The 19,394-nt window shown below is 71.8% G+C and carries 18 protein-coding genes; 3 read left to right on the top strand and 15 right to left on the bottom strand.

Annotated elements, in window-relative coordinates; genetic code table 11:
• Window positions 1-27 precede the first annotated feature (27 nt).
• Window positions 28-1,014: an aldo/keto reductase gene (locus tag OG948_RS42895; RefSeq protein ID WP_406300593.1), complete on the bottom strand. Its 987-nt coding sequence runs from the start codon at window positions 1,012-1,014 to the stop codon at window positions 28-30.
• Window positions 1,015-1,117: 103 nt separating this feature from the next.
• On the opposite strand from OG948_RS42895, the gene OG948_RS42890 reads away from it, so the two are divergent.
• Window positions 1,118-2,119 carry a methyltransferase gene (locus tag OG948_RS42890; RefSeq protein WP_331770399.1) on the top strand — a complete coding sequence of 334 codons (1,002 nt, stop codon included), beginning with the start codon at window positions 1,118-1,120 and terminating at the stop codon, window positions 2,117-2,119.
• Window positions 2,116-2,853, top strand: coding sequence for an SDR family NAD(P)-dependent oxidoreductase (locus tag OG948_RS42885; protein WP_331770398.1), 738 nt, complete (start codon window positions 2,116-2,118; stop codon window positions 2,851-2,853). The genes OG948_RS42890 and OG948_RS42885 overlap by 4 nt, the downstream gene beginning before the upstream one ends.
• A 142-nt stretch (window positions 2,854-2,995) precedes the next feature.
• On the opposite strand, the gene OG948_RS42880 is transcribed toward OG948_RS42885, so the two are convergent.
• From OG948_RS42880 to OG948_RS42845, 8 genes are all read right to left on the bottom strand, one after another.
• Entirely contained in the window at window positions 2,996-3,685 is a 690-nt protein-coding gene (locus tag OG948_RS42880; RefSeq protein ID WP_406300592.1) for a GntR family transcriptional regulator, read from the bottom strand.
• A 104-nt stretch (window positions 3,686-3,789) separates the two neighbouring features.
• Window positions 3,790-4,533, bottom strand: a complete 744-nt coding sequence (locus tag OG948_RS42875; RefSeq protein ID WP_331770397.1) for an alpha/beta fold hydrolase — start codon at window positions 4,531-4,533, stop codon at window positions 3,790-3,792.
• Between the two features lie 60 nt (window positions 4,534-4,593).
• A complete protein-coding gene (hpaD, locus tag OG948_RS42870) occupies window positions 4,594-5,706 on the bottom strand; it encodes a 3,4-dihydroxyphenylacetate 2,3-dioxygenase (RefSeq protein ID WP_331770396.1) in 1,113 nt (370 codons plus the stop codon).
• Window positions 5,707-5,868: 162 nt separating this feature from the next.
• The gene (gene hpaE / locus OG948_RS42865) at window positions 5,869-7,389 is read right to left on the bottom strand and encodes a 5-carboxymethyl-2-hydroxymuconate semialdehyde dehydrogenase (RefSeq protein ID WP_331770395.1); all 1,521 of its coding nucleotides are present in this window, start codon (window positions 7,387-7,389) and stop codon (window positions 5,869-5,871) included.
• Window positions 7,386-8,327 carry a 4-hydroxy-tetrahydrodipicolinate synthase gene (dapA, locus tag OG948_RS42860; RefSeq protein ID WP_331770394.1) on the bottom strand — a complete coding sequence of 314 codons (942 nt, stop codon included), beginning with the start codon at window positions 8,325-8,327 and terminating at the stop codon, window positions 7,386-7,388. The genes hpaE and dapA overlap by 4 nt, the downstream gene beginning before the upstream one ends.
• Window positions 8,324-9,970, bottom strand: a complete 1,647-nt coding sequence (locus OG948_RS42855) for a fumarylacetoacetate hydrolase family protein (protein ID WP_331770393.1) — start codon at window positions 9,968-9,970, stop codon at window positions 8,324-8,326. The genes dapA and OG948_RS42855 overlap by 4 nt, the downstream gene beginning before the upstream one ends.
• A gap of 754 nt (window positions 9,971-10,724) precedes the next feature.
• Window positions 10,725-11,039 carry a chaplin gene (locus tag OG948_RS42850; RefSeq protein WP_331770392.1) on the bottom strand — a complete coding sequence of 105 codons (315 nt, stop codon included), beginning with the start codon at window positions 11,037-11,039 and terminating at the stop codon, window positions 10,725-10,727.
• A gap of 22 nt (window positions 11,040-11,061) precedes the next feature.
• Complete coding sequence (locus OG948_RS42845; RefSeq protein WP_331770391.1) at window positions 11,062-11,349, bottom strand: hypothetical protein; 288 nt, start codon at window positions 11,347-11,349, stop codon at window positions 11,062-11,064.
• Here OG948_RS42845 and OG948_RS42840 point away from each other — a divergent pair.
• On the top strand, window positions 11,246-12,430 hold the full coding sequence (locus OG948_RS42840; RefSeq protein ID WP_331773493.1) for a GNAT family N-acetyltransferase: 1,185 nt from the start codon (window positions 11,246-11,248) through the stop codon (window positions 12,428-12,430). The two genes, OG948_RS42845 and OG948_RS42840, sit on opposite strands and share 104 nt — an antisense overlap.
• Before the next feature lie 72 nt (window positions 12,431-12,502).
• On the opposite strand, the gene OG948_RS42835 is transcribed toward OG948_RS42840, so the two are convergent.
• From OG948_RS42835 to OG948_RS42810, 6 genes are all read right to left on the bottom strand, one after another.
• Window positions 12,503-13,756 carry a Gfo/Idh/MocA family oxidoreductase gene (locus OG948_RS42835; protein WP_331770390.1) on the bottom strand — a complete coding sequence of 418 codons (1,254 nt, stop codon included), beginning with the start codon at window positions 13,754-13,756 and terminating at the stop codon, window positions 12,503-12,505.
• Between the two features lie 4 nt (window positions 13,757-13,760).
• The gene (locus OG948_RS42830) at window positions 13,761-15,071 is read right to left on the bottom strand and encodes an alpha-glucosidase/alpha-galactosidase (RefSeq protein WP_331770389.1); all 1,311 of its coding nucleotides are present in this window, start codon (window positions 15,069-15,071) and stop codon (window positions 13,761-13,763) included.
• Complete coding sequence (locus OG948_RS42825; RefSeq protein ID WP_331770388.1) at window positions 15,071-16,027, bottom strand: carbohydrate kinase family protein; 957 nt, start codon at window positions 16,025-16,027, stop codon at window positions 15,071-15,073. Before OG948_RS42825 ends, OG948_RS42830 begins: the two co-directional genes overlap by 1 nt.
• Before the next feature lie 102 nt (window positions 16,028-16,129).
• The gene (locus OG948_RS42820; protein WP_406300591.1) at window positions 16,130-17,020 is read right to left on the bottom strand and encodes a carbohydrate ABC transporter permease; all 891 of its coding nucleotides are present in this window, start codon (window positions 17,018-17,020) and stop codon (window positions 16,130-16,132) included.
• Window positions 17,017-17,973 (bottom strand): sugar ABC transporter permease, encoded by a 957-nt coding sequence (locus OG948_RS42815; protein WP_331770387.1) that lies wholly within the window; start codon window positions 17,971-17,973, stop codon window positions 17,017-17,019. The genes OG948_RS42820 and OG948_RS42815 overlap by 4 nt, the downstream gene beginning before the upstream one ends.
• Window positions 17,974-17,982: 9 nt before the next feature.
• Window positions 17,983-19,299 (bottom strand): extracellular solute-binding protein, encoded by a 1,317-nt coding sequence (locus OG948_RS42810; protein ID WP_331770386.1) that lies wholly within the window; start codon window positions 19,297-19,299, stop codon window positions 17,983-17,985.
• Between the last annotated feature and the right edge of the window lie 95 nt (window positions 19,300-19,394).

Below are 19,394 nucleotides of genomic sequence, written 5' to 3'. Positions count from 1 at the left end.
AAACGCCGGCCGGGCTCTCGGTTGGATTCAGCGTTCCGTGCCTGTCGGGTTCATGGTGTCGGCGTCGACCCACGTGGCGGAGAGGGCGGTGCGGAGGTCTTCGGGGTGGTGGGTGAGGAGGTTCAGGGCTTTGAGGTTGTCCTGCCATTGGGATATGCGGCTGGCGCCGAACAGGACGGTGGCGACCGCGGGGTTGGTGAGACAGAAGGCGATGGCCAGTTGCGCGGGTGTGGCGTCGAATTCGGCGGCCACGCGGGCGATCAGCGGGTACGTGTCGCGGATGCGATCGCGGATGTCGCCGGGGTCGGCGCCGATCTTGCGTTGCGGGTGGAGGTTGCCCGCCAGGATGCCGCCTTCCAGCACGTCGGACGCCTGCATGGCCAGTCCGTCGGCGAACAGTTCGGCGAACGGCTCGCCCTCGGGCACCGCGCGACGCGCCAGGCTGTACTTGAGCTGCGCGAACGTCGGTGGCGTCAGCCCCTCCTCGGCGGCGAACCGTCGGGCCCGCCACACGTCCGCGGCGGACCAGTTGTTGACGCCCCACGAAGTGAACCGGCCGGCCGCGATCTGTTCGGCGACGTCGCGGACCACGGCTCGTACGTCCAACTCGCCGAAGAAGTCGCCGACCACGACCAGGTCGGCCCGGTCGGTGCCGATCCGGTCCAGCGAGACCGCCAGTTGCTCGGCGAAACCCTTCCTCGGGTACTCCCACAACCACAGCTTGCCGCACAGCAGATAGTCCTCCCGGGCCACGCCCGCGTCGCGCATCGCCTGCCCGAAGATCAGGTCGGTGCGCGCGTTCTCCGCGTGTGGGCCCATGTCGTAGTGCGCGACGTCGAACAACTCCACGCCGTGCGCCAACGCGTCGCGGATCAGCGCGACGGCGTCCGAACGGCTCATCCGGTCCCAGGTGTTCCACGAGCCCAGGCCGAGCACGGGCACCTCCGGGCCGTGTGCGCCGAGTCGACGACGGGGCACCGGGCCGGGGCTGCCGGCGACGGGGGAGAGCACCACGGATCCTCCAAGGGGGCGGAGATCGACACGATCGCCATTGTTGACGGCATCGGTAATCATATAGCATTCCAGATACCAACTTCCTGCCCCGCGAGGAGATCCGATGTCAGTTCCCTCGGACGCCCAGGCCGAGGTCGGCCCCGATCGCATCATCGAAATCGCGATCGCGTACATGGCCGCCAAGCAGCTTTTCGCGGCCAACGAGGCCGGCCTGTTCGCGGCACTCGCCGACGGACCCGCGCCGCTCGACGAGCTCGCGACCCGGACCGGACTGCCCGAGCGCACCACGCTGATCCTGGCCGACGCGATGGTCGGTCTCGGGCTGCTGGAGCGCGGCGAGGCGGGATACGCCGGCTCGCCCGCCGCCCGGCGCTACCTCGGGGGATCGACATCGGACGTGGATCTGCGCCCGTTCCTGACCTTCCTGGACACCGTCAGCTACCCGCACTGGCTCGGCTTCGCCGAGACCACCCGCACCGCCCGGCCCGCTCCGTTGGACCTGGGCGGCGATCGGCTCGGCGTCTTCCTCGGCGGGGTGATGACGTACAACGCGTTGCACGCCCGCATGCTGGTGGGCGCCTACGATTTCGGCGCGCATCGGCGGGTCCTGGACCTGGGCGGGTTGTCCGGGTCGTTCCTGGCCGAGGCGCTGCGTGCGAACCCCGAGCTGAGCGCGACCTTCATGTCCGCCGGCGACCTGGTCGGGCACGCGGAGAACACCCTCGCGGCGGCCGGGGTCGAGGACCGGGTCGAGGTGGTGAGCGGCGACCCGCTGACGGACGACGTGCCCACCGGCTTCGACCTGGTGCTCCTCGAACACGTCGTGCACCGCTTCGACGCCGAGCAGAACCGGCGGATCGTGGCCGCGGCGCGCAAGGCCGCGACTCCCGGGGCCCGGCTGTTGTTGCTGGACTTCTTCCTGGAGCCGAACGGGACGCCGCGGCTGATCGACACCCTGCACGCGGGGGAGTACCTGGTCATCGACGGCACCACGGTGTACCCGCGCGGCGAGGTCGAGGAATGGCTCACGGACGCCGGCTGGCGGCCGGTGGACATACTCGAACTCCCGGGCAGCCCGCGGGTGATCGTGGCGGAGGCCCGATGAGCACCGGACGCGTCGTGGTGGTCACCGGCGGGGCGAGCGGCATCGGCGCGGCCGTCGCGCGCGCCTTCGCCGAGGGCGGCGACCGGGTCGTGATCGCCGATCTCGACGTCGACGCGGCCGAGAAGGTCGCCCGGGAGATCGGCGGCGTCCCGATCCCGATGGACATCACCGACCCCGTGTCGGTGGCCTCGGCCCTGGACCGGGTCCTCGCCGAGGTCGGCCCGCTCGCGGTCCTGGTCAACAACGCGGGACTGGTCGCGGGCGGCGGACTGCTCGTGGACCTGCCGATCGAGGTCTTCGACACCGTGGTGGCGGTCAACCTGCGTGGCACCTTCACCGTCACCGCGGCCGCGGCCCGGCTGATGATCGCCGCGGAGGCGGGCGGCGCCATCGTCAACATCAGCTCGATCGGCGCCCGGCAGCCCACCGCGGGACTGGGCCACTACGAGGCCACCAAGGCCGCGGTGGACGCGATCACCCGTACCGGCGCGATCGAACTGGCCCCGCACCGCATCCGGGTCAACGGGATCGCGCCCGGTCCGGTGCACACCCCGATGACCGCCGGCCTGATGTCCGACCCGCAGGCCCGGCAGGCGTGGGAGGCGCGGATCCCGCTGGGCCGCATCGCGGTACCCGAGGACGTCGCGCCGCTCGCGGTGTTCCTGGCCTCGCCGGCGGCCGAGCACATCACCGGCACGATCGTGCCGGTGGACGGCGGTCAACTCCTGGTCTGAGCGCGGCGCCACCCGACCCCGGCGCCACCCGAACCCGGCACCACCCGAACCCGGCACCGCAGGGACGCCGGCGCCGCACGAGCGGCACGACGCGACGAAGGGCGGGCTCCCGGAGCCCGCCCTTCGTCGCGTCGCCGAGCCGCTACGGGGTCCCGGTCTTGGCCTGGTGCAGCGCCGCCGCCGTGGCGATCTTGTGCGCGCACGCGGCCTGTTCGATCACCTGTGGGTCGGCGCTCGCGTCGATCAGGTCGAGCAGATGCTCGTGCTCGCGCACCGATGTCCGGGCTCGGCCGGGCACGTAGGTGAAGGTCGACCGCCGCATGTGATCCAGCCGCGCCCACTCCGACTCGAGCAGCGCGTTCAGGTGCCTGTCGGGGCAATGCGCGTAGAGCGAGAAATGAAATCGCCGGTTGAGCGCGGTGAACGCGGTGGGATCGAAGTCCGCCAGCGCCTCGACCATCCGGTCGTTGATCGCGCGGGCCTCGGCGATGTCGGCGGCGCTCATCAGCGGCGCCGAGATCGCGGTCGCGTAACCCTCCAGGCGGGCCAGCACGTTCAGCGAGTGCTCGACCTGCGAACGGTCGAAGACCGCCACCCGGGCCCCGACGTTGCGCACGATCTCCACCAGACCGTCGGACTGGAGCCGGCGCACCGCCTCGCGCAGCGGGATGGTGCTGACCCCCGCCTCGCGGGCGAGCTGGTCGAACACCAGCCGATACCCGGGCCCGTAGGTGCCGTCGAGGATGCGGCCGCGCAGCAGCTCGTAACACATCTCCGATTTCGACGCCTTGGCGGCCTTGCTCGCGGCGGTGGTTGCCTTTGCGGGACTCAACTACGGTCTCCTCAGTCTGGACCGGACACGGTGGCGGGCCGGGACGAGGTGTCCCGGCCCGGCGTCTCCGGCGTGGTCCGGTGGGGGTGGTGCGCCGCGGTGGGTCAGCGGTCGAGGACCCGCACAACCAGTTCGCGAAAGAACGGGTTGACCAGAACGCCGTGGTGGTCGCCGGCCATGGCGACCATTCGGGATCCCGGGATCAGGGCGACCAGATCCTTGGTGCCGTGGGTCATCGTGTCGTCGATGCCGACCACGAACCACGGCGGTGTACCGCCGGCCCACCGCTCGGGCGTGAACGGAGTACCGCGCAGGCCCTCGACACAGGTCACCAACCCGTCCGCGCGCGCACCCTCGGCGCGGATCAGGCCCGCGATCATGCCGGTGAGCGGGTCGGCGGGCGGGGTCGCCCCGTCGTGCACCGCCCGGCGCAGCTCCGCGACGTCCACGTCGGCGAACGGCTCGGTCGGGTTCAGCCCGCCGAACACGACCCGGCCGATCCGCTCCGGGGCCAGCGCGGCCAGTTCCCAGACCAGTCGGGCGCCGAGCGAGTACGCGACGACGTCGAACCGGTCCGCGTCGTACGCGTCGACCACGGCCAGCAGGTCCTGAGCCGAGGCGACCGCGTCCACTTCCTCGGCGCTCGTCGGTGCCGGGCTGGCGCCGTGGCCGCGCAGGTCCGGGGCGATCATGGTGCGGCCGGCGTCGAGCAGGGCCTGGACGACGCCCGTCTCCAGCCACGTGCGGCGCGTACTGGAGCAGAACCCGTGTACGAGCAGCACCGGAGGCTGCTCGGTGCGCTCCGTGCTCGGATAGGTGGTCACGGCGAGGGGTTGCCGCAGGCGCATCCTACTTCTCCACTCGACTATTTCGGATACGATTTCAGATCGTACACCAGGGGCGAATACTCAGAGCTGCGACCCGATCCGGAATCCGTCGCCGGTCGCGTCCCGGGCGAACGAGAAACCGTCGGCGCCGACGGTCACCTCCGCCTCGTGGTCCTCCCGCCGGGCGAGCACCGGTTGCGGGTGCCCGGCCAGGTCCAGGACGGGGGAGGCATCCGCGTACCAGGACGGCACCACCGGGTTGCCCCACCAGTCCCGCCGCTGGTTGTCCCGGACGTCCCAGGACAACACCGGGTGGTCCGGGTCCCCCGTGTAGTAGTCGGTCGTGTAGATCTCCACCCGATGCAGATCGGGATCGCGCACGTAGACGTAGAAGGCGTTGGACACCCCGTGCCGCCCGGGACCGCGCTCGATGTGCGTGGACCGGCGCCGCGCGCCGAGCAGATCGCACACGTGCAACACCTGACCGCGCTCGTGCGTGCCGAACGCGATGTGGTGCAGCCGCGGCCCGTCGCCACCGGTCAGCGCGATGTCGTGCACCGTGTCCTTGCGATGCAGCCACGAGGCGTACAACGTCTCGTCCTCGCCCCGGATGTCCTCGGTCACCCGAAAGCCCAGGTCGCGGTAGCAGCGCTCGGCCCGGGCCACGTCCGGCACCACGATGTTGAAGTGGTCCAGCCGCGCGATCGCGCCCGCGCCGTGCAGGTCGTAGCGCTGATGCAGGCGCGGCACGTGCTCGGCCTCGTAGAAGAACTCCAGTGGGAACCCCAACGGGTCCAGGACCCGTACGGCGGGCCCGATCCCGCGGGTCGCACCCGGCGCGCGGCGCTCGACCGGCACCCCCAGCGCCCGGTAGTAGCGCTCGGCGACGTCGACCTCCCGCGGCGCGCGCACCCGGTAGGCCAACGCGGCCAGCGCACCGGCGGCCCCGCGCCGCAGTACCAGCGAATGGTGCAGAAACTCCTCGAAGGCGCGCAGGTACACCGCGTCCTCGTCCTCGTGGGTGACCACCAGGCCCAGCAGGTCGACGTAGAACTCGCGGGACGCGGCCAGGTCGGTGACCACCAACTCGGCGTAGGCGGCGCGGACGATGTCCGGACAGCGCGGGGTCGCCGGGTCGGGGGCGGGCACGCCGGGGCGGTCGGTGGGTATGGGCGGAACGGCGGGAGTTGGCATCGGACTCTCCTCCTGTTCGAGGCGCCGGACCCGGCCGGCGCGATCGGTCCCGGTCACCCGGGCCCGATCCGGAAACCAGCGCTCCGCCCCGGCCGGGGCCATGGTCGAGCGCGGACGGGGATCCGGCGGGCACGGGCCGGACACCCGGCCGGCGTCCCGGGCTCACGCGGCGCCGAAGCGGGCGGTGTGCAGCGGCGCCATGGCCACGTGGACGGCCTGCTGCGACGTGTAGAAGTCGATCGAGCGGTAGCCGCCCTCGTGACCGAGCCCCGAGGCCTTGATCCCGCCGAACGGCGTGCGCAGATCGCGGACGTTGTGCGAGTTGATCCACACCATCCCGGACTCGACGCTCTGCGCCACCCGGTGCGCCCGGCGGATGTCGTTGGTCCACACGTAGCCGGCCAGTCCGTAGCGGACCGCGTTGGCCAGCTCGATCGCCTCGGCCTCGTCCGCGAACGGGGTCAGCGCCACCACCGGTCCGAAGATCTCCTCCTGGAAGATCCGCGCGTCCGGCGGCACGTCGCAAAAGACGGTCGGCGCCAGGTAGTTCCCGGTCGGCAGGTGCGCGGGACGGGCGCCGCCCGCGACCAGCCGCGCCTCGTGCCGGCCGATCTCCACGTACGCCAACACCCGTTCGTAGTGCTCGGGGTGCACCAGCGCGCCCACCTCGGTGGTCGGATCCCGCGGCGGGCCGACCACGATGCGTTCGGCTCGCGCGGCGAACCGCTCGACGAACTCGGCGTACACCCCCCGCTCGACCAGGATCCGCGAACCGGCGGTGCAGCGTTCGCCGTTGAGTGAGAACACCCCGAAGAGCGCGGCGTCGATCGCGTCGTCCAGGTCGGCGTCGGCGAACACGATCACCGGTGACTTGCCGCCGAGCTCCATCGACAGGCCCTTGAGGTGTCGGGCCGCGGAGCGGAAGATGTTCTGCCCGGTGGTGGTCTCGCCGGTGAACGAGATCAGCGGCACGTCGGGATGTTCGACCAGGGCCGCGCCCGCCTCTTCGCCGAATCCGCCGACCAGGTTGAACACGCCCTGCGGCAGGCCCGCTTCGGTGAGGATGTCCGCCCACAACGAAGCCGACAGCGGGGTGAACTCGGCCGGCTTGAGCACCACCGTGCAGCCGGCGGCCAGAGCCGGCGCCAGCTTCCACGACTCGAGCATGAACGGCGTGTTCCACGGCGTGATCAGTCCGGCGACCCCGATCGGGCGGCGATTGACGTAGTTGAGCTGGCGACCGGGCACCTGGTACGCCTCGTCGGTCCGACCGACGATCAGGTTCGCGAAGAAGCGGAAGTTCTCCGCGGCGCGCTGCGCCTGACCCAGCGCCTGGGTGATCGGCAGACCGGTGTCGAAGGTCTCCAACTCGGCCAGCCGGGCGTCCCGACGCTCCACCTCGTCGGCGATGCGACGGAGCACCCGGGCCCGCTCCTTGGCCTGCGTCCCGGGCCACGGACCCGAGGTGAAGGCGCGCCGGGCGGCCCGCACCGCGGCGTCCACGTCGGCCGCCTTGCCCGCAGCCGCGGTCGCGTAGGGCAGGTTGGAGGCGGGGGCGCAGACCTCGAAGGTGGCGCCGTCAAGCGAGTCCACGTGCCGGCCGTCGATGAAATGACGCAACCGCGTGGGCAGCGCGGCGGGCACCGCGGAGTGCTCGACGGGAGTCGTCGTCGTGGAACTCATATCGCTTCTTCTCCAAGGGCGGGGTCGGTCAGCAGGTCGAGCCGGCTCTGCGCGAGGGCGGTCACGTCCGCTCGGCCCCGCTCGGACAGCGGCAGCAGCGGTGGACGCACGAAGTCGGAGCCGATCAGGCCGCGTCGGTGCATCAGCCACTTGGCCGGCGCCGGGTTGGTCTCCACGAACAGCAGGTCCACCAGGGGATGGAGGGCGTAGTGCAACTCGCGGGCCCGGCCCGGATCGCCCTCCTGATAGGCCTCGTACATCCGCGCGACCGCGGCCGGTGCGATGTTGGCCAGCGCGGAGACGAAGCCCGCGCCGCCCAGGACCAGGACCGGCAGACACAACAGTTCGATGCCGGACCAGACCAGCAGTTCGGGACCGGCGGCCTCGATCACCCGGGAGAAGTGCTCGAAGTCCCTGGTGGTCTCCTTGACGCCGACGATGTTCTCGTGCGCCCGGAAGAGCCGGGCCACGGTCTGTGGAGCGATCTCCACGGCGGTGCGACCGGGCACGTTGTAGATCACCACGGGCAGATCCGGGTACTCCCGGGCGACCGTGGAATACCAGGCGAACAACGCCTCCTGGGTGGGGCGCGCGTAGTACGGGGTGATGATCAGCACCGCGTCGGCGCCGGACTCCCGGGCGATCCCGGTCAGTTCCAGGGTCTCGTCCAGCTTGGTCGATCCGGTGCCCGGCAGGAACGGCACCCGGTCGTCGATCTCGGCGGCGACCGCCCGGATCGCCTCGGCGCGCTCGGCGAGGGTCTGTGCGGACGGCTCGCCGGTGGAGCCGCCGAGCGAGATGCCGTGCGAACCGGCCGCGATCTGCCAGCGGACCAGACGGCGCAGCGCGGCGGTGTCGACCGCGCCCTCCGGGGTGAAGGGGGTGACCAGCGGGGCGATCGAGCCGCGGATCAGGGACGGATCGGCGCGGTACTTCATCGGTGCTCCTCGCGAGTGGTGGTCGGGGCGGTGCTTGCGCGGGCTGCGTCGGCGGGGGTGGTGATGCCGGCCGACGTGACGGCGGGGCCGGATGGGGGGATGTCGACAGGGGCGCCGACAGGGATGTCGGCGGCCCACGCGCGGTAGGCGGGCTCCCAGTCCGGCCCGAGCGGGTACAGGCCGGCCAACTCCGCGCCGGCGGCCACCTGTTCGGTGATGAAGCGCTCGCGGGACTCCTGCTCCTCGGCGGCCGGGAGGACCTCGGCGAGCAGTGCGGGCGGGATCACCACGGCGCCGTCGTCGTCGGCCACCACGATGTCCCCGACCTGTACGGTGGCGCCGCCGCACGCGATGGTGACGTCGGCGTCCCAGGGCACGTGCCGGCGGCCGAGCACGGCGGGATGCGCGGCGGCGGCCAGTACGGGCAGGCCCAGCGCGGCCACGGCGGCGCTGTCCCGGACGGCGCCGTCGGTGACGATGCCGGCCGCACCGAGCGTGCGGGCGCGCAGCGCGAGGATGTCGCCCAGGGTGCCGGCGCCGGCCACGCCGCGTGCCTCCATCACCAGGACCTGGCCGGGTTCCAGCGAGTCGACGGCACGTTTTTGCGTGTTGAAGCCGCCGCCGTGCTCGGCGAACAGGTCCTTGCGGAACGGGACATAGCGCAGTGTGCGGGCGGTGCCGACCAGGCGGGTCCCCGGGGTGAGGGCGCGGACGCCGTCGATCGAGACGGTGTCGAAGCCGCGGGCGCGCAGTTGCACGCTCAGCGTGGCCACGGCCACTCGGGTGAGCCGGGCACGCAGGTCGTCGGTGAGGACGGGTGGCGTGTCGGCGCCGGCGGGCTCGGCGGGCGGGGTGGGCGCGGGCGGCCCGGCGGGCTTCGGGGGGCGGTGTGGCTGGGTGGACGCGGGCCGCGTGCCGGTGGCGTCGGCCCGGGTGGCCGGGTCGACCCGGGGCGGTGCACCCCACTCCGCGAGTTCCGGGCCGGCGACCACGTCGGTGCGCAGCCTGCCGGTGCTGCGGTCGGGGTCGCGCAGGCTGTCCACCTCGACCTCGACGCGTTGCCCGATCCCGGCCACCGACGCGCCCGCCGGGGTGCCGGTGAGGATCACGTCGCCGACCTCCAGGGTGAGCAGTCGGGACAGGTCCGCGACCAACTCGGCGAAGCCGAACAGCAGCGTCGCGCTCTCGTCCTCTTGGACCAACTCCCCGTCCAGCCACGTGCGTACGCGCAGCTCGTCGGGTCGCAGCTCGGCCGCGGGCAGCAGCGTCGGTCCCAGCGGGGTGAAGCCGTCGCCGCCCTTGGCCCGGACGTTGGAACCGCGGTCCGCGTAGCGCAGGTCGTACAGACCCAGGTCGTTCGCGGCGGTCACCCAGCCGACGTGCGCCCATCCGTCGGCGGGGGCCACACGGTGCGCGGTGCGGCCGACGATCAGCGCGATCTCGCCCTCGAAGCCCAGCAGTTCGACGCCGGCCGGCCGCTCGACCGGGCCGGATCCGGTGAGCGAGCTGCTCGGTTTGAGGAAATACGAGGCATGGTCGGGGACGCGGCCACGCTGGTGCGCGCGGGAGCGGTAGTTGAGGTGTACGGCCAGCACCTTGCCGGGCCGCCGCCCGGTCGATGCGGTCACCGCGTCGTGCGTCACTCGCCACCCCTTTGCGCCTGGATCAGCGATGCCATCTCGAAACGTATATGATTCCGGATAGAATAATAGAGGTGATCTCGGTTGCACTGTCAACCACCGCGGCGGGAACGCTTGTTCGCCCGACCGCCGAGGGAGGGGCCGGCAAGACGGTCGGGGAGCGCGCAAGGCGTGCGGTGCGGTGCGGCGCGCGCCCGAGCGGCGGTGTGCCGGGCGAAGCGGCGGGCCGGGCGAGGCGGCGGGCCGGGCGAATCGGGTGAACGGGCGAACCGGGCCAAATGGTGCGGAGGGCCGGCGGAAGCGGGGCGTCGCCGACCACCCGTGAACGCGGCGAGGGCGCGCATGTTCGCATCACGCGGAGGGCGACGCGGGGGACCGGTGGGCGGGACGGGCCGGACTCGCGCGGACCGGGTGCGCCTTCGACGGGCGCTCTCCGGCGGCCGGATGCCACACCCGGGCAACGGCGCGAGACGCGCTGGGCCGTACGCCAAGCCGTGGCCGTGGCCGGCACGGCGGATGGTGGAACGGCGCGAGACGCGCGGAGCCGTACCTCTCGTAGGCGGCGGGACGACTACGGCCTCGGTCCCGCGCGGTCGACTACGGACTCGGACTCGGGCCAGGGCTCGGGCTCGGGCGCGAGGCCGATCCCGCCCGGTCGTCGTTCGCCTCGAAACGGCGATCGGGGCTCCGCGGACGCACTCGCGGAGCCCCGAGACACCCGGTCAGGGAGGAGGAGCCGAGACCGGGGGATGGTGGGTCAGCCGTGGTGGCCGTCGCCGACCATGCTCCCGGTGTGGTTGCCGGCCTTGAAGTCCTCGTGCTTGTCCTCACCGTCGACGTTGAGGCAGACGTTCCCGAACGTCGGGTTGAGGGCGGCGAGGCCGTTGACCGTGTTCCCGCAAATGTTGATCGGGATGTGGATCGGGACCTGCAGGTTGTTGCCGGACAGTACGCCGGGGGAGTTCACGGCGGCGCCGTCGGCCTCGGCGGTGGCGCTCGCGCCACCCGCGCCCGCCATGACCAGGGCGGCGGTGCCGGCGGCCAGCACGGTGGCCTTCTTGAACGAGTTCACTGGTGTCTCTCCGTATCGACGTTCACGCCGCCCGGATGCGGCGCTCGTGCAATGCAACGAGGCGAATCGCTCCGGGCAACCGGTCGGTGTCGACATTCACCCGAACGCCGGTCGGCGACGGGCGCGGGGAAAGCGATGGCCACGCGCGGCGGGCGCGGTTAGCGTCACGACGGTGAGCCTCGACATCCGGGAGATCCCGGAAGCACATCTGGACCAGGTATTGGATCTCGCCGATCTGGCCTTCCACGAGAAGGACTCGGCCGCCAGACGCGAGCGGTATCGCGAAGTACTCCTGGAACTGCGAGCGCATCGGCGCGTACGACGACGACACGTTGGTCGGCCAGGTCGTCGCGCACCGCTTCGCGCTGTCCGTGCCCGGCGGCGAGCAGCCCTGCGCCGGGCTCGACTTCGTCGCCGTCGCGCCGACCCACCGCAGACGCGGGCTCCTGTCGCGGATGATCGACGAACAATGGCGTCGGTGCGCCGAGGCCGGACAGGCGCTGTCGTGCCTGTGGTCCTCCGAGGACGCGATCTACGGCCGGTTCGGCTACGCGCCCGGCACCGAGGGGCTCGGGGTCGAGATCGACAGCCGTCGTCCGCTCGCGCTGCGCGTGGCGCCGGACCCGCGCCCGCTGCGGCTGGTCGACGCCGACAACGCGGCCGGCCTGCTCGACCCCGTGTACGAGGCCGCCCGCGCGTCGCGTGCGGGCCGGTTCGCCCGGGACGAGCGGTGGTGGGCCGAGAACGTCCTGGCGGCCGACGACGACGAGTCGCCGACTCGGATCGTCGTGCTCGGCGACAGCGGCGCCCCGCCGGTCGGGTACGCCATCTACCGGGTCGAGTCCGGGAACAGCGCGGCCGGCACCCCGGGCGTGGTCGAGGTGCACGAACTGGAGGCCGACGGCGCCCCGGCGGCCGCAGCGCTGTGGGACTACCTCGCCTCGATCGACCTGACCGGCAAGGTGGTGGCCTGGGTCCGGCCGGCGGACGATCCACTGTTGCTGTTCGCGAGCGACCGGGACCAGGTGCGGGTGACCAGGCAGTTCCCGGCGCTGTGGATCCGCCTGGTGGACGTGCGGACCGCGCTCACCGCCCGCTCGTGGGCCGCGCCCGTCGACCTCGTGCTCGACGTTCGGGACCCGGCGGTGTCCGGCAACCACGGGCGATTCCGGCTCACCGCCGGACCCGAGGGCGCGAGCTACACCGCGACCCGGGCTCCGGCCGATCTCGTGCTGGAGGTCCGCGACCTGGCGGCGTGCTACCTGGGCGGCACCCCGCCGGCCCGACTCGTCGCGGCCGGGTTGGTGGTCGAGTCCACGCCGGGCGCGGCGGCCGAACTGGACCGGGCGCTGCGTACGGAACTGCTTCCGTTCGCCCACGAGGACTACTGAGCCGAAGGCACCCGCGGTCCGCTCGGCCGGTGTCGATCGGCCGTGCGGACCGCGGGTGTGGCGACCACCTCGTCAGGAGGTCGCCGTGGTGCCCGAAGGCGGACCGGGTGCGGTGCCCTGGTGCGCCGCGAAGTAGCGGATCAGGTCCGGGTCGAGCGGCGCCACCTCGGTACGCACGCCGCCCGCCCGCAACGAGGCGGTGGCGGCGACACCCGCGGCCACCGCCTGTCGCGCGGCGATCGGCGAGGTACGGGTGGGTCCGCCGTGGACCGCGAAGCGCAGGAACTCGGTGACCAGGGCCGGGTCCGCGCCGCCGTGCAGGCCGCCGCCGGGCACGTACTCGCTGCGGTCGGCGTCGGCCCGGTAGCCGGAGCGGCGCAGATTCCACAACTTGATCGACGGGTGGTCGTCCTCCAGGCCGTCGCCGAAGTTCTCCATCCGGCCCTCGTCGCCGATCACCGTGTAGTTGCGCCAGTAGTCCGGCGTGAAGTGGCACTGCTGATAGCTGGCCAGGACACCGTTGTCGAGTCGGGTGAGCATCAGGCTGATGTCCTCCACGTCGACGATCGGATTGAGCCCGGTCATCGCCGTCGGCGGCCACACCTCGGGGGCGAACCCGTCCCGCGCCCGAGCCTCCTCCTCGACCCGGGTCGCCGGATCCCGGCCGGCGGCGGCGAGCACGGGCTCGCGCCGGGGGTTGCCGCCGTACACCGCCAGGTCGCCCATCGCGACCACGTCGTGCGAGTAGCCGCCGGCCAACCAGTGGATCACGTCCAGGTCGTGCGCGCCCTTCTGGAGCAACAGGCCGGTGGTGCGCGCACGTTCGGCGTGCCAGTCCTTGAAGTAGAAGTCGCCGCCGTGCCCGACGAAGTGCCGGCACCACACCGACCGGACCCGGCCGATCGCGCCCTCGTCGATCAACTCGCGCATCCGTCGCAACATCGGCAGGTGACGCAGGTTGTGCCCGACGTACAACCTGGTCCCGCTCTCGTGCGCGGCGCGCAGCAGGCGGTCGCAGTCGGGCACCGTGATGGCCAGCGGCTTCTCCACGAACACCGGCACCCCGGCGGTCAGGAAGAACAGCGCGGGCTCGACGTGTCGATCGTCCGGGGTCAGTACGAAGACGGCGTCGAGACGGTCGTCGAGCATGCGTCGGTGGTCGGTGTGCACGGCGACGTCCGGGCCGAACAGGGCGACGGCGTCGGCCCGGCCGCGCGCGGCGGGGTCGGCGCAGGAGACCACCCGGGCCCGGCCCGGCCGGTTCGCCTCGACGGCCAGACCGGCGCGCTGTCCGACCCCGACCACGCCCACGCGCAGCTCGCTCATCGCGTCAGTGCCCCAGCGTGGCGCGCAGTGCCGGCTGGAGCAGGTCCCCGTGCGCGCGGGCCATGTCGTCGCACAGGTCCCAGATGCGCTCGACGGGCAACGCGGCGGCGGTGGCCGGGTCGGCCATCGCCGCGTGCCGGATGTGCCGCGGGTCGTCCTCCAGGGCGGCGCGTACGACCAGGTCGTTCACGCTCAGGTAGGCGCGGTTGAGCGCGGCGCACTGCGCCGGCAGTGCCCCCACCCGCGTGGGCTGCACGCCCAACGCATCCACCAAGCACGGTACTTCGACGATGCCATCGGCGGGCAGGTTGTCGATCAGCCCGTGGTTGGGCACATTGCCGTAGACCGTGCGCGGGGTCCCGGTGACGATGCTGTGGATGATCTGCGGCGCGTACTCCATCGTTGACTCCACCGGGACCGGGTCCCCGGCGGCCAGCGCGCGGCGGGTCTCCTCGTAGGCGGCCATGTTCTCGTCGACGATGCCGAGATAGGCGCCGACCGGCAGCCGGAGCCGGGTGATCTCGCTGTCGTGGCCCAGGTACCAGGGCACGTACTCGCTGGAGTGCTCGCTGGTCTCGGTCGGGTAGAAGCCCAGCCGGCGATACATGTCCACCCGTACCCGGCGCCGCAGTTCGGCGTCCTCGGCGATGAGCGCGTCCAACTTCGGGTACAGGTCGGTGCCGTTGTGCTCGAAGCGCAGCACCCAGGCCTGGTGGTTGACGCCGGCGGCGCGGTAGTCGACCTCCTCATAGGGGACTCCGACCAGTTCCGCCAGGCCCTGCATGGTCCAGTAGACCGAGTGGCACAGCCCCACCACCCGGGTCAGCCCGGTGGCCCGGGTGAGGTAACCCACGTTCATCGCCATCGGGTTGGTGTAGTTCAGCAACCACGCGTCCGGGCAGATCTCGGCGATGTCCTCGCCGAGGGCCCGCAACACCGGGAAGGTGCGCAGCGCGCGGAAGATGCCGCCGATGCCGAGCGTGTCGCCGATGGTCTGGCGCAGGCCGTATTCGGCGGGCACCTCGAAGTCGGTCCGGGTGGCCTCACGCATGCCGACCTGGACGATGTTGATCACGAAGTGGGCGCCGGCGAGCGCCTCGCGGCGATCGATGTGCGTGCTGATCGCCGGGTCCGCGCCGCGCTCCCTCGCGATCAGACGGGCCGCGCCCTGTGCGGTGGCCAGCCGCTCCGGGTCGATGTCGTGCAGCGCGATGTGCGCCCGGCGCAACTCCGGGAAGGCGAAGAGGTCGGCCAGCAACCCCTGGGTGAACACGACGCTGCCGGCGCCGACGAAGACGATCTTGGTGCGGGTCATCACTGGTTCTTTCCGTTGCGGGCGACGGCTGCGACAGCCTCGTCCCAGGTGGGTTGGGCCGGCGTGCCGCCGTGCGCCCGGGTGGACAGGGCACCGCACGCGGCGGCGAGTTCGAGTGCTCGGCCGGGCGACTCGCCGGCGAGCAGGGCGGCGAGGTATCCGGCGTCGAAGCTGTCGCCGGCGCCGACCGTGTCCAGCGGTCGCGCCGGGATGCCCCGGGTGCGCAGTACGGTGCGACCGTCGTGCGCGAAGGCGCCCTCGCCGCCGTTCTTGACCACCACCAACGGGCCCTGGGCGGCCAGCCGTTCGGCCGCCTGCTCGGGGGTGCCGGTGGGCATCCGGGCCAGCGCCAGAGCCTCCTGCGCGTTGGGCAACAGGACGTCGACGGTGGGCAGTACGGCGGCCAGGCCGGTGGGATCCCAGCGCCCGGAGGGATCGTCGTTGGTGTCCAGGGACGTGCCCGCGCCGTGTGCGCGGGCGGTGCCCAGCAGGTCGGGCAGCGCCTTCGCGAGCCTGGGCATCAGGAAGTAGGACGCCGCGTGCACGTGCCTGCTGCGGGTGAGCAACTCCTCGGGGACGTCCTCGGGTCCGGTGGCGTCCAGGGTGCCGGCCGCGGTGAGGATCGCGCGGTCGCCGTCGGCCCGGGTGAGCACCGTGGTCAGCGGCGTGGACAGGTTCGGGTCGACGCGCAGCGCCGCGGTGTCCACGCCCCGGTCGGTCAGTGCGGCGCGGACGAAGCGCCCGGCCTCGTCGTCGCCGACGCGGCCGGCGATCGCGACACGCAGCCCGAGCCGGGCCGCTCCGCACGCGGTGATCGCGGCGGAGCCGCCGAGGGTGAGCAGACCGGTGGGGACGAGTTGTTCGCGTTGACCGAAGGCCAACGGCTCGTCGAGGGGACCGAGGACGACATCGGGATTGGCGTCACCGATGACGAGCAGGTCGAAGGTGTGCGGCATCGAACTTCCTGGGTGCGAATGATGCGGACGGCAGGGACGGTGCCAGGGGTGAGGGCAGGATGCCGGGTGTGTCCCGGGGAGGGTCGAACTCCCGGGACACCGCTAACCCTTGAGCCCGCTGGAGGTGATGGACTGGATGAACGCCTTCTGCGCGCCGAGGAAGGCCAGCAGCACCGGAAGCACGGTGATCACGTTGCCCGCCATGACGGCGGCCCACTGGGTGTGGTGCTGCCCCTGGAAGGTGGTCAGGCCCAGTTGCAGGGTGTACTGGGTGTCGTGGTTGATCGCGATCAACGGCCAGGTCAGGTCGTTCCAGGTGGTCAGGAAGGTGAGCACGGCGACGGTGCTCAGCGCCGGTCGGGACAGCGGCAGCACGATCAGGATCAGCACCCGCAGCCTGGAGCAGCCGTCGATCCAGGCGGCCTCCTCCAGTTCCCGGGGCAGGGACAGGAAGAACTGACGCAGCAGGAACACCGCGAACGGCGTCACCAGCGAGGGGATGATCAGCGCGCCCAGCGTGTCGATCAGACCCAACCGCTTCATGATCAGGAACGTCGGGATCATGGTGAGCTGGAACGGGATCGCCATGGTGGCCAACATCGCCACCATCAGCACCCGTGAACCGGCGAACCGCATCCGGGCGAACGCGTAGCCGCCCAACGCCCCGAACAGCAGGTTGGAGGCGACCGCGACCGCCGAGACGATCAGCGAATTCATGAACCAGCGCGGGAACATCGCGTTGCCCAGGACGTAGCGGTAGCCGCCGAGGTGAATGCCCGAGGGCCACAACGCGGGTGGGAACCGGTTGATCTCCGCGTTGGTCATCACCGAACTGAGCACGAGCCAGACCAACGGCAGCGCGAACAGCAGGGACAACGGTGCGAGCAGCAGATGCCAGGGACTGAACGGCAACAACCGGCGCCGGCGCGGCTCGGGACGCGACCGGTCCTGCGGGCGGGCCGCCTCGATCGGTACGGCGGTGGTCACGGTCACTTGGCGGCCCCCTCGACGACGACGGCACCGGGCTTGCGAGCGCGCACGAACCGCGTGCCCAGCCCGATGACCAGCAGGGCCGCGGCGAGCACGTAGGCGGCCGCCGCGCCGTACCCGGCGGTGAAGTTCTTGAACGCCTGCTCCCAGATGAAGTAGACGATGACGGTGGTGGACCCCAACGGCCCGCCCTTGGTGGTCACATAGACCAGGTCGAAGACCTGGAGCGCGTTGATCGTCTGCCACAACAACAGGAAGACGGTGACCGGCGTGAGCGTCGGCATGACCACGTGACGCAGCAGTTGCCATCGCCCGGCGCCGTCGAGGCGAGCCGCCTCCAACAGCGACGGCGGCACGTCCTGGAGCGCCGCGAGATAGATCACCACGCAAAAGCCGGTGCCGCTCCACACCGAGATCGCCACCAGGACGAGCAACGCCTGACCGGGGTCGGTGAGGAATCCCTGCCGACCGATGCCCAGCGCGTGCAGGATCGAGTTGGCCGCGCCGAACTCCGGATCCAGGATGAAGGAGAACAACACGCCCTGAGCCGTGGCCGAGATGACGAACGGCACGAAGATGAGCGTGCGGTACAGCCCGACCAGGCGGATCCTGCGGTTCAACACCAGGGCCAGGAACAGCCCGAAGGCCATGCTCAGCGGCACGTACAACGCGGTGTACAACAGGGTGTTGCGTACGGCCTGGCTGAAGTGCGGGTCCTGGGTCAGCGCGTCGTAGTTGTCCAGGCCGACCCATCGGCTGGGCGTCACCAGGTCGTCGGCCCGGAAGGACAGCAGCAGCGACCATACGAAGGGCAACACGCTCAGGCCCAGGATGACCACGACGGCCGGAAGGATGTACGCCCAGGCGGTCGCCGATTCGCGCCGGCGTCTGCGGCGCAGGGTGCGGCGTTGTCGATCGTGGTCCGACAGCGTGAGTGGAGCGGGCAGTGATGACATGGGGGCTCCTCAACGCGGTATGACGAGGGCGGCCTTGGCCGCGGCGGCGCAGCGGTTCAACGCGCGGGTCGGACTGCTCTTGCCGAGCAGCACGGAGACGATGGCCTCGCCGAGCGCCATCGAGATCTGCGGATAGGCCGGATGCACCGGGCGCACGCGCGCGGTCTCCAGGGCGTGCGTGAACACCTCCAGGCCGTTGGTCTCGGCGGTGTGCGCGCGCCACTCGGGCTTGGCCTCGCAGGCCCGGCCCAGCGGCAGGCTGCCGACCGTCAGGGCCCATTCGATGTCCTGGTCCGGCTGCGCCAGCCAGGACACGAACGTGCGGGCGGCGCGTACCCGGGCGCTGCCGTTGTCGAAGACCGTCCAGGTGTCCGGACCGCAGATGGTCATCGGCCGGCCGCTGTAGGTCGGCAACGGCACCACGTGGTAGTCGATCCCCGCCTGGGTGATGTCCGGGATCTGCCACGGGCCGGTCAGCACCATGCCCATCCGCCCGGACGCGAAGACCTGGTACATCTGCTCGCTGCCGGGCTTGGGGTCGATGTAGACGCTCTTGGCCCGCGCGAGCGCCTCCACGGTCTCCAGCGCGCGCACCCCGACGTCCTTGAAGCCGATGTTGCGGCCGTCCTCGGCGACCACGTCGCCGCCCAGGTCCCACACCATCGGCCACAGCCGCCACACGGTGTCCTCGTCGCCCACCCCCGGCCAGCCGGTGCCGAAGACGCCGCGCTGCGCGTCGGTCAGCCGCTGTGCCGTGGCCAGGAAGTCCGTCCAGGTCCAGCCCGCCTGCGGCAGCGGGATGCCGGCCTCCTCGAAGAGCCGCTTGTTGCAGATCACGGCCAACGCGTCGAGCACGGCGGGCGAGGCCCGTACCCGGCCGTTGATCGTGACGGCCTGCCGGGACGGATCCCAGTAGTCCTCCCATGGCGTGGGAGCCGCGTGCACCGTCTCGCTCAGGTCGACCACCTTCGGGCTGCGGGCGACGCCGGCCAGGTCGGATCCGAAGATGTAGGCGATGTCCGGGTAGGAGCCGGACGCGAGCGCGGCGGTGATCTTCTGGAGCATCGCGTCGGACAGGACACCGCCGCCGAGGTCGACCCGGATCGCCGACTGCACCCGGTGGAACTTCTCCACCAGGGCCTCGATGCCCTCGCGGCCGGTGTCGGTCTGCCCGTGCCACATCTCGATCGTGACGCGCCCGTCGGCGCCCACGCCGTCGTCGGTGCCGCCGCACGCGGACAGCGTCGCGGCGACCGCGACACCGGCGCCGGCGCGCAGCACGTCGCGACGGGAGAGACCGGCGAAATGCTGTCGGCCGAAAACCACTGGACCTCCAGGGAGACTTCGAAACGCGCGGGCGGGGCCGGGTGCGCGCGGGCGCACCGAGCCGGGGATCCGCCACACACGCCGGGACGGGGACG

Source organism: Embleya sp. NBC_00888, assembly GCF_045207655.1.
Classification (GTDB): Bacteria; Actinomycetota; Actinomycetes; order Streptomycetales; family Streptomycetaceae; genus Embleya.
The sequence above is the reverse complement of the archived record's forward strand: the minus strand, read 5'-3'. Positions and strand labels throughout refer to the sequence as shown.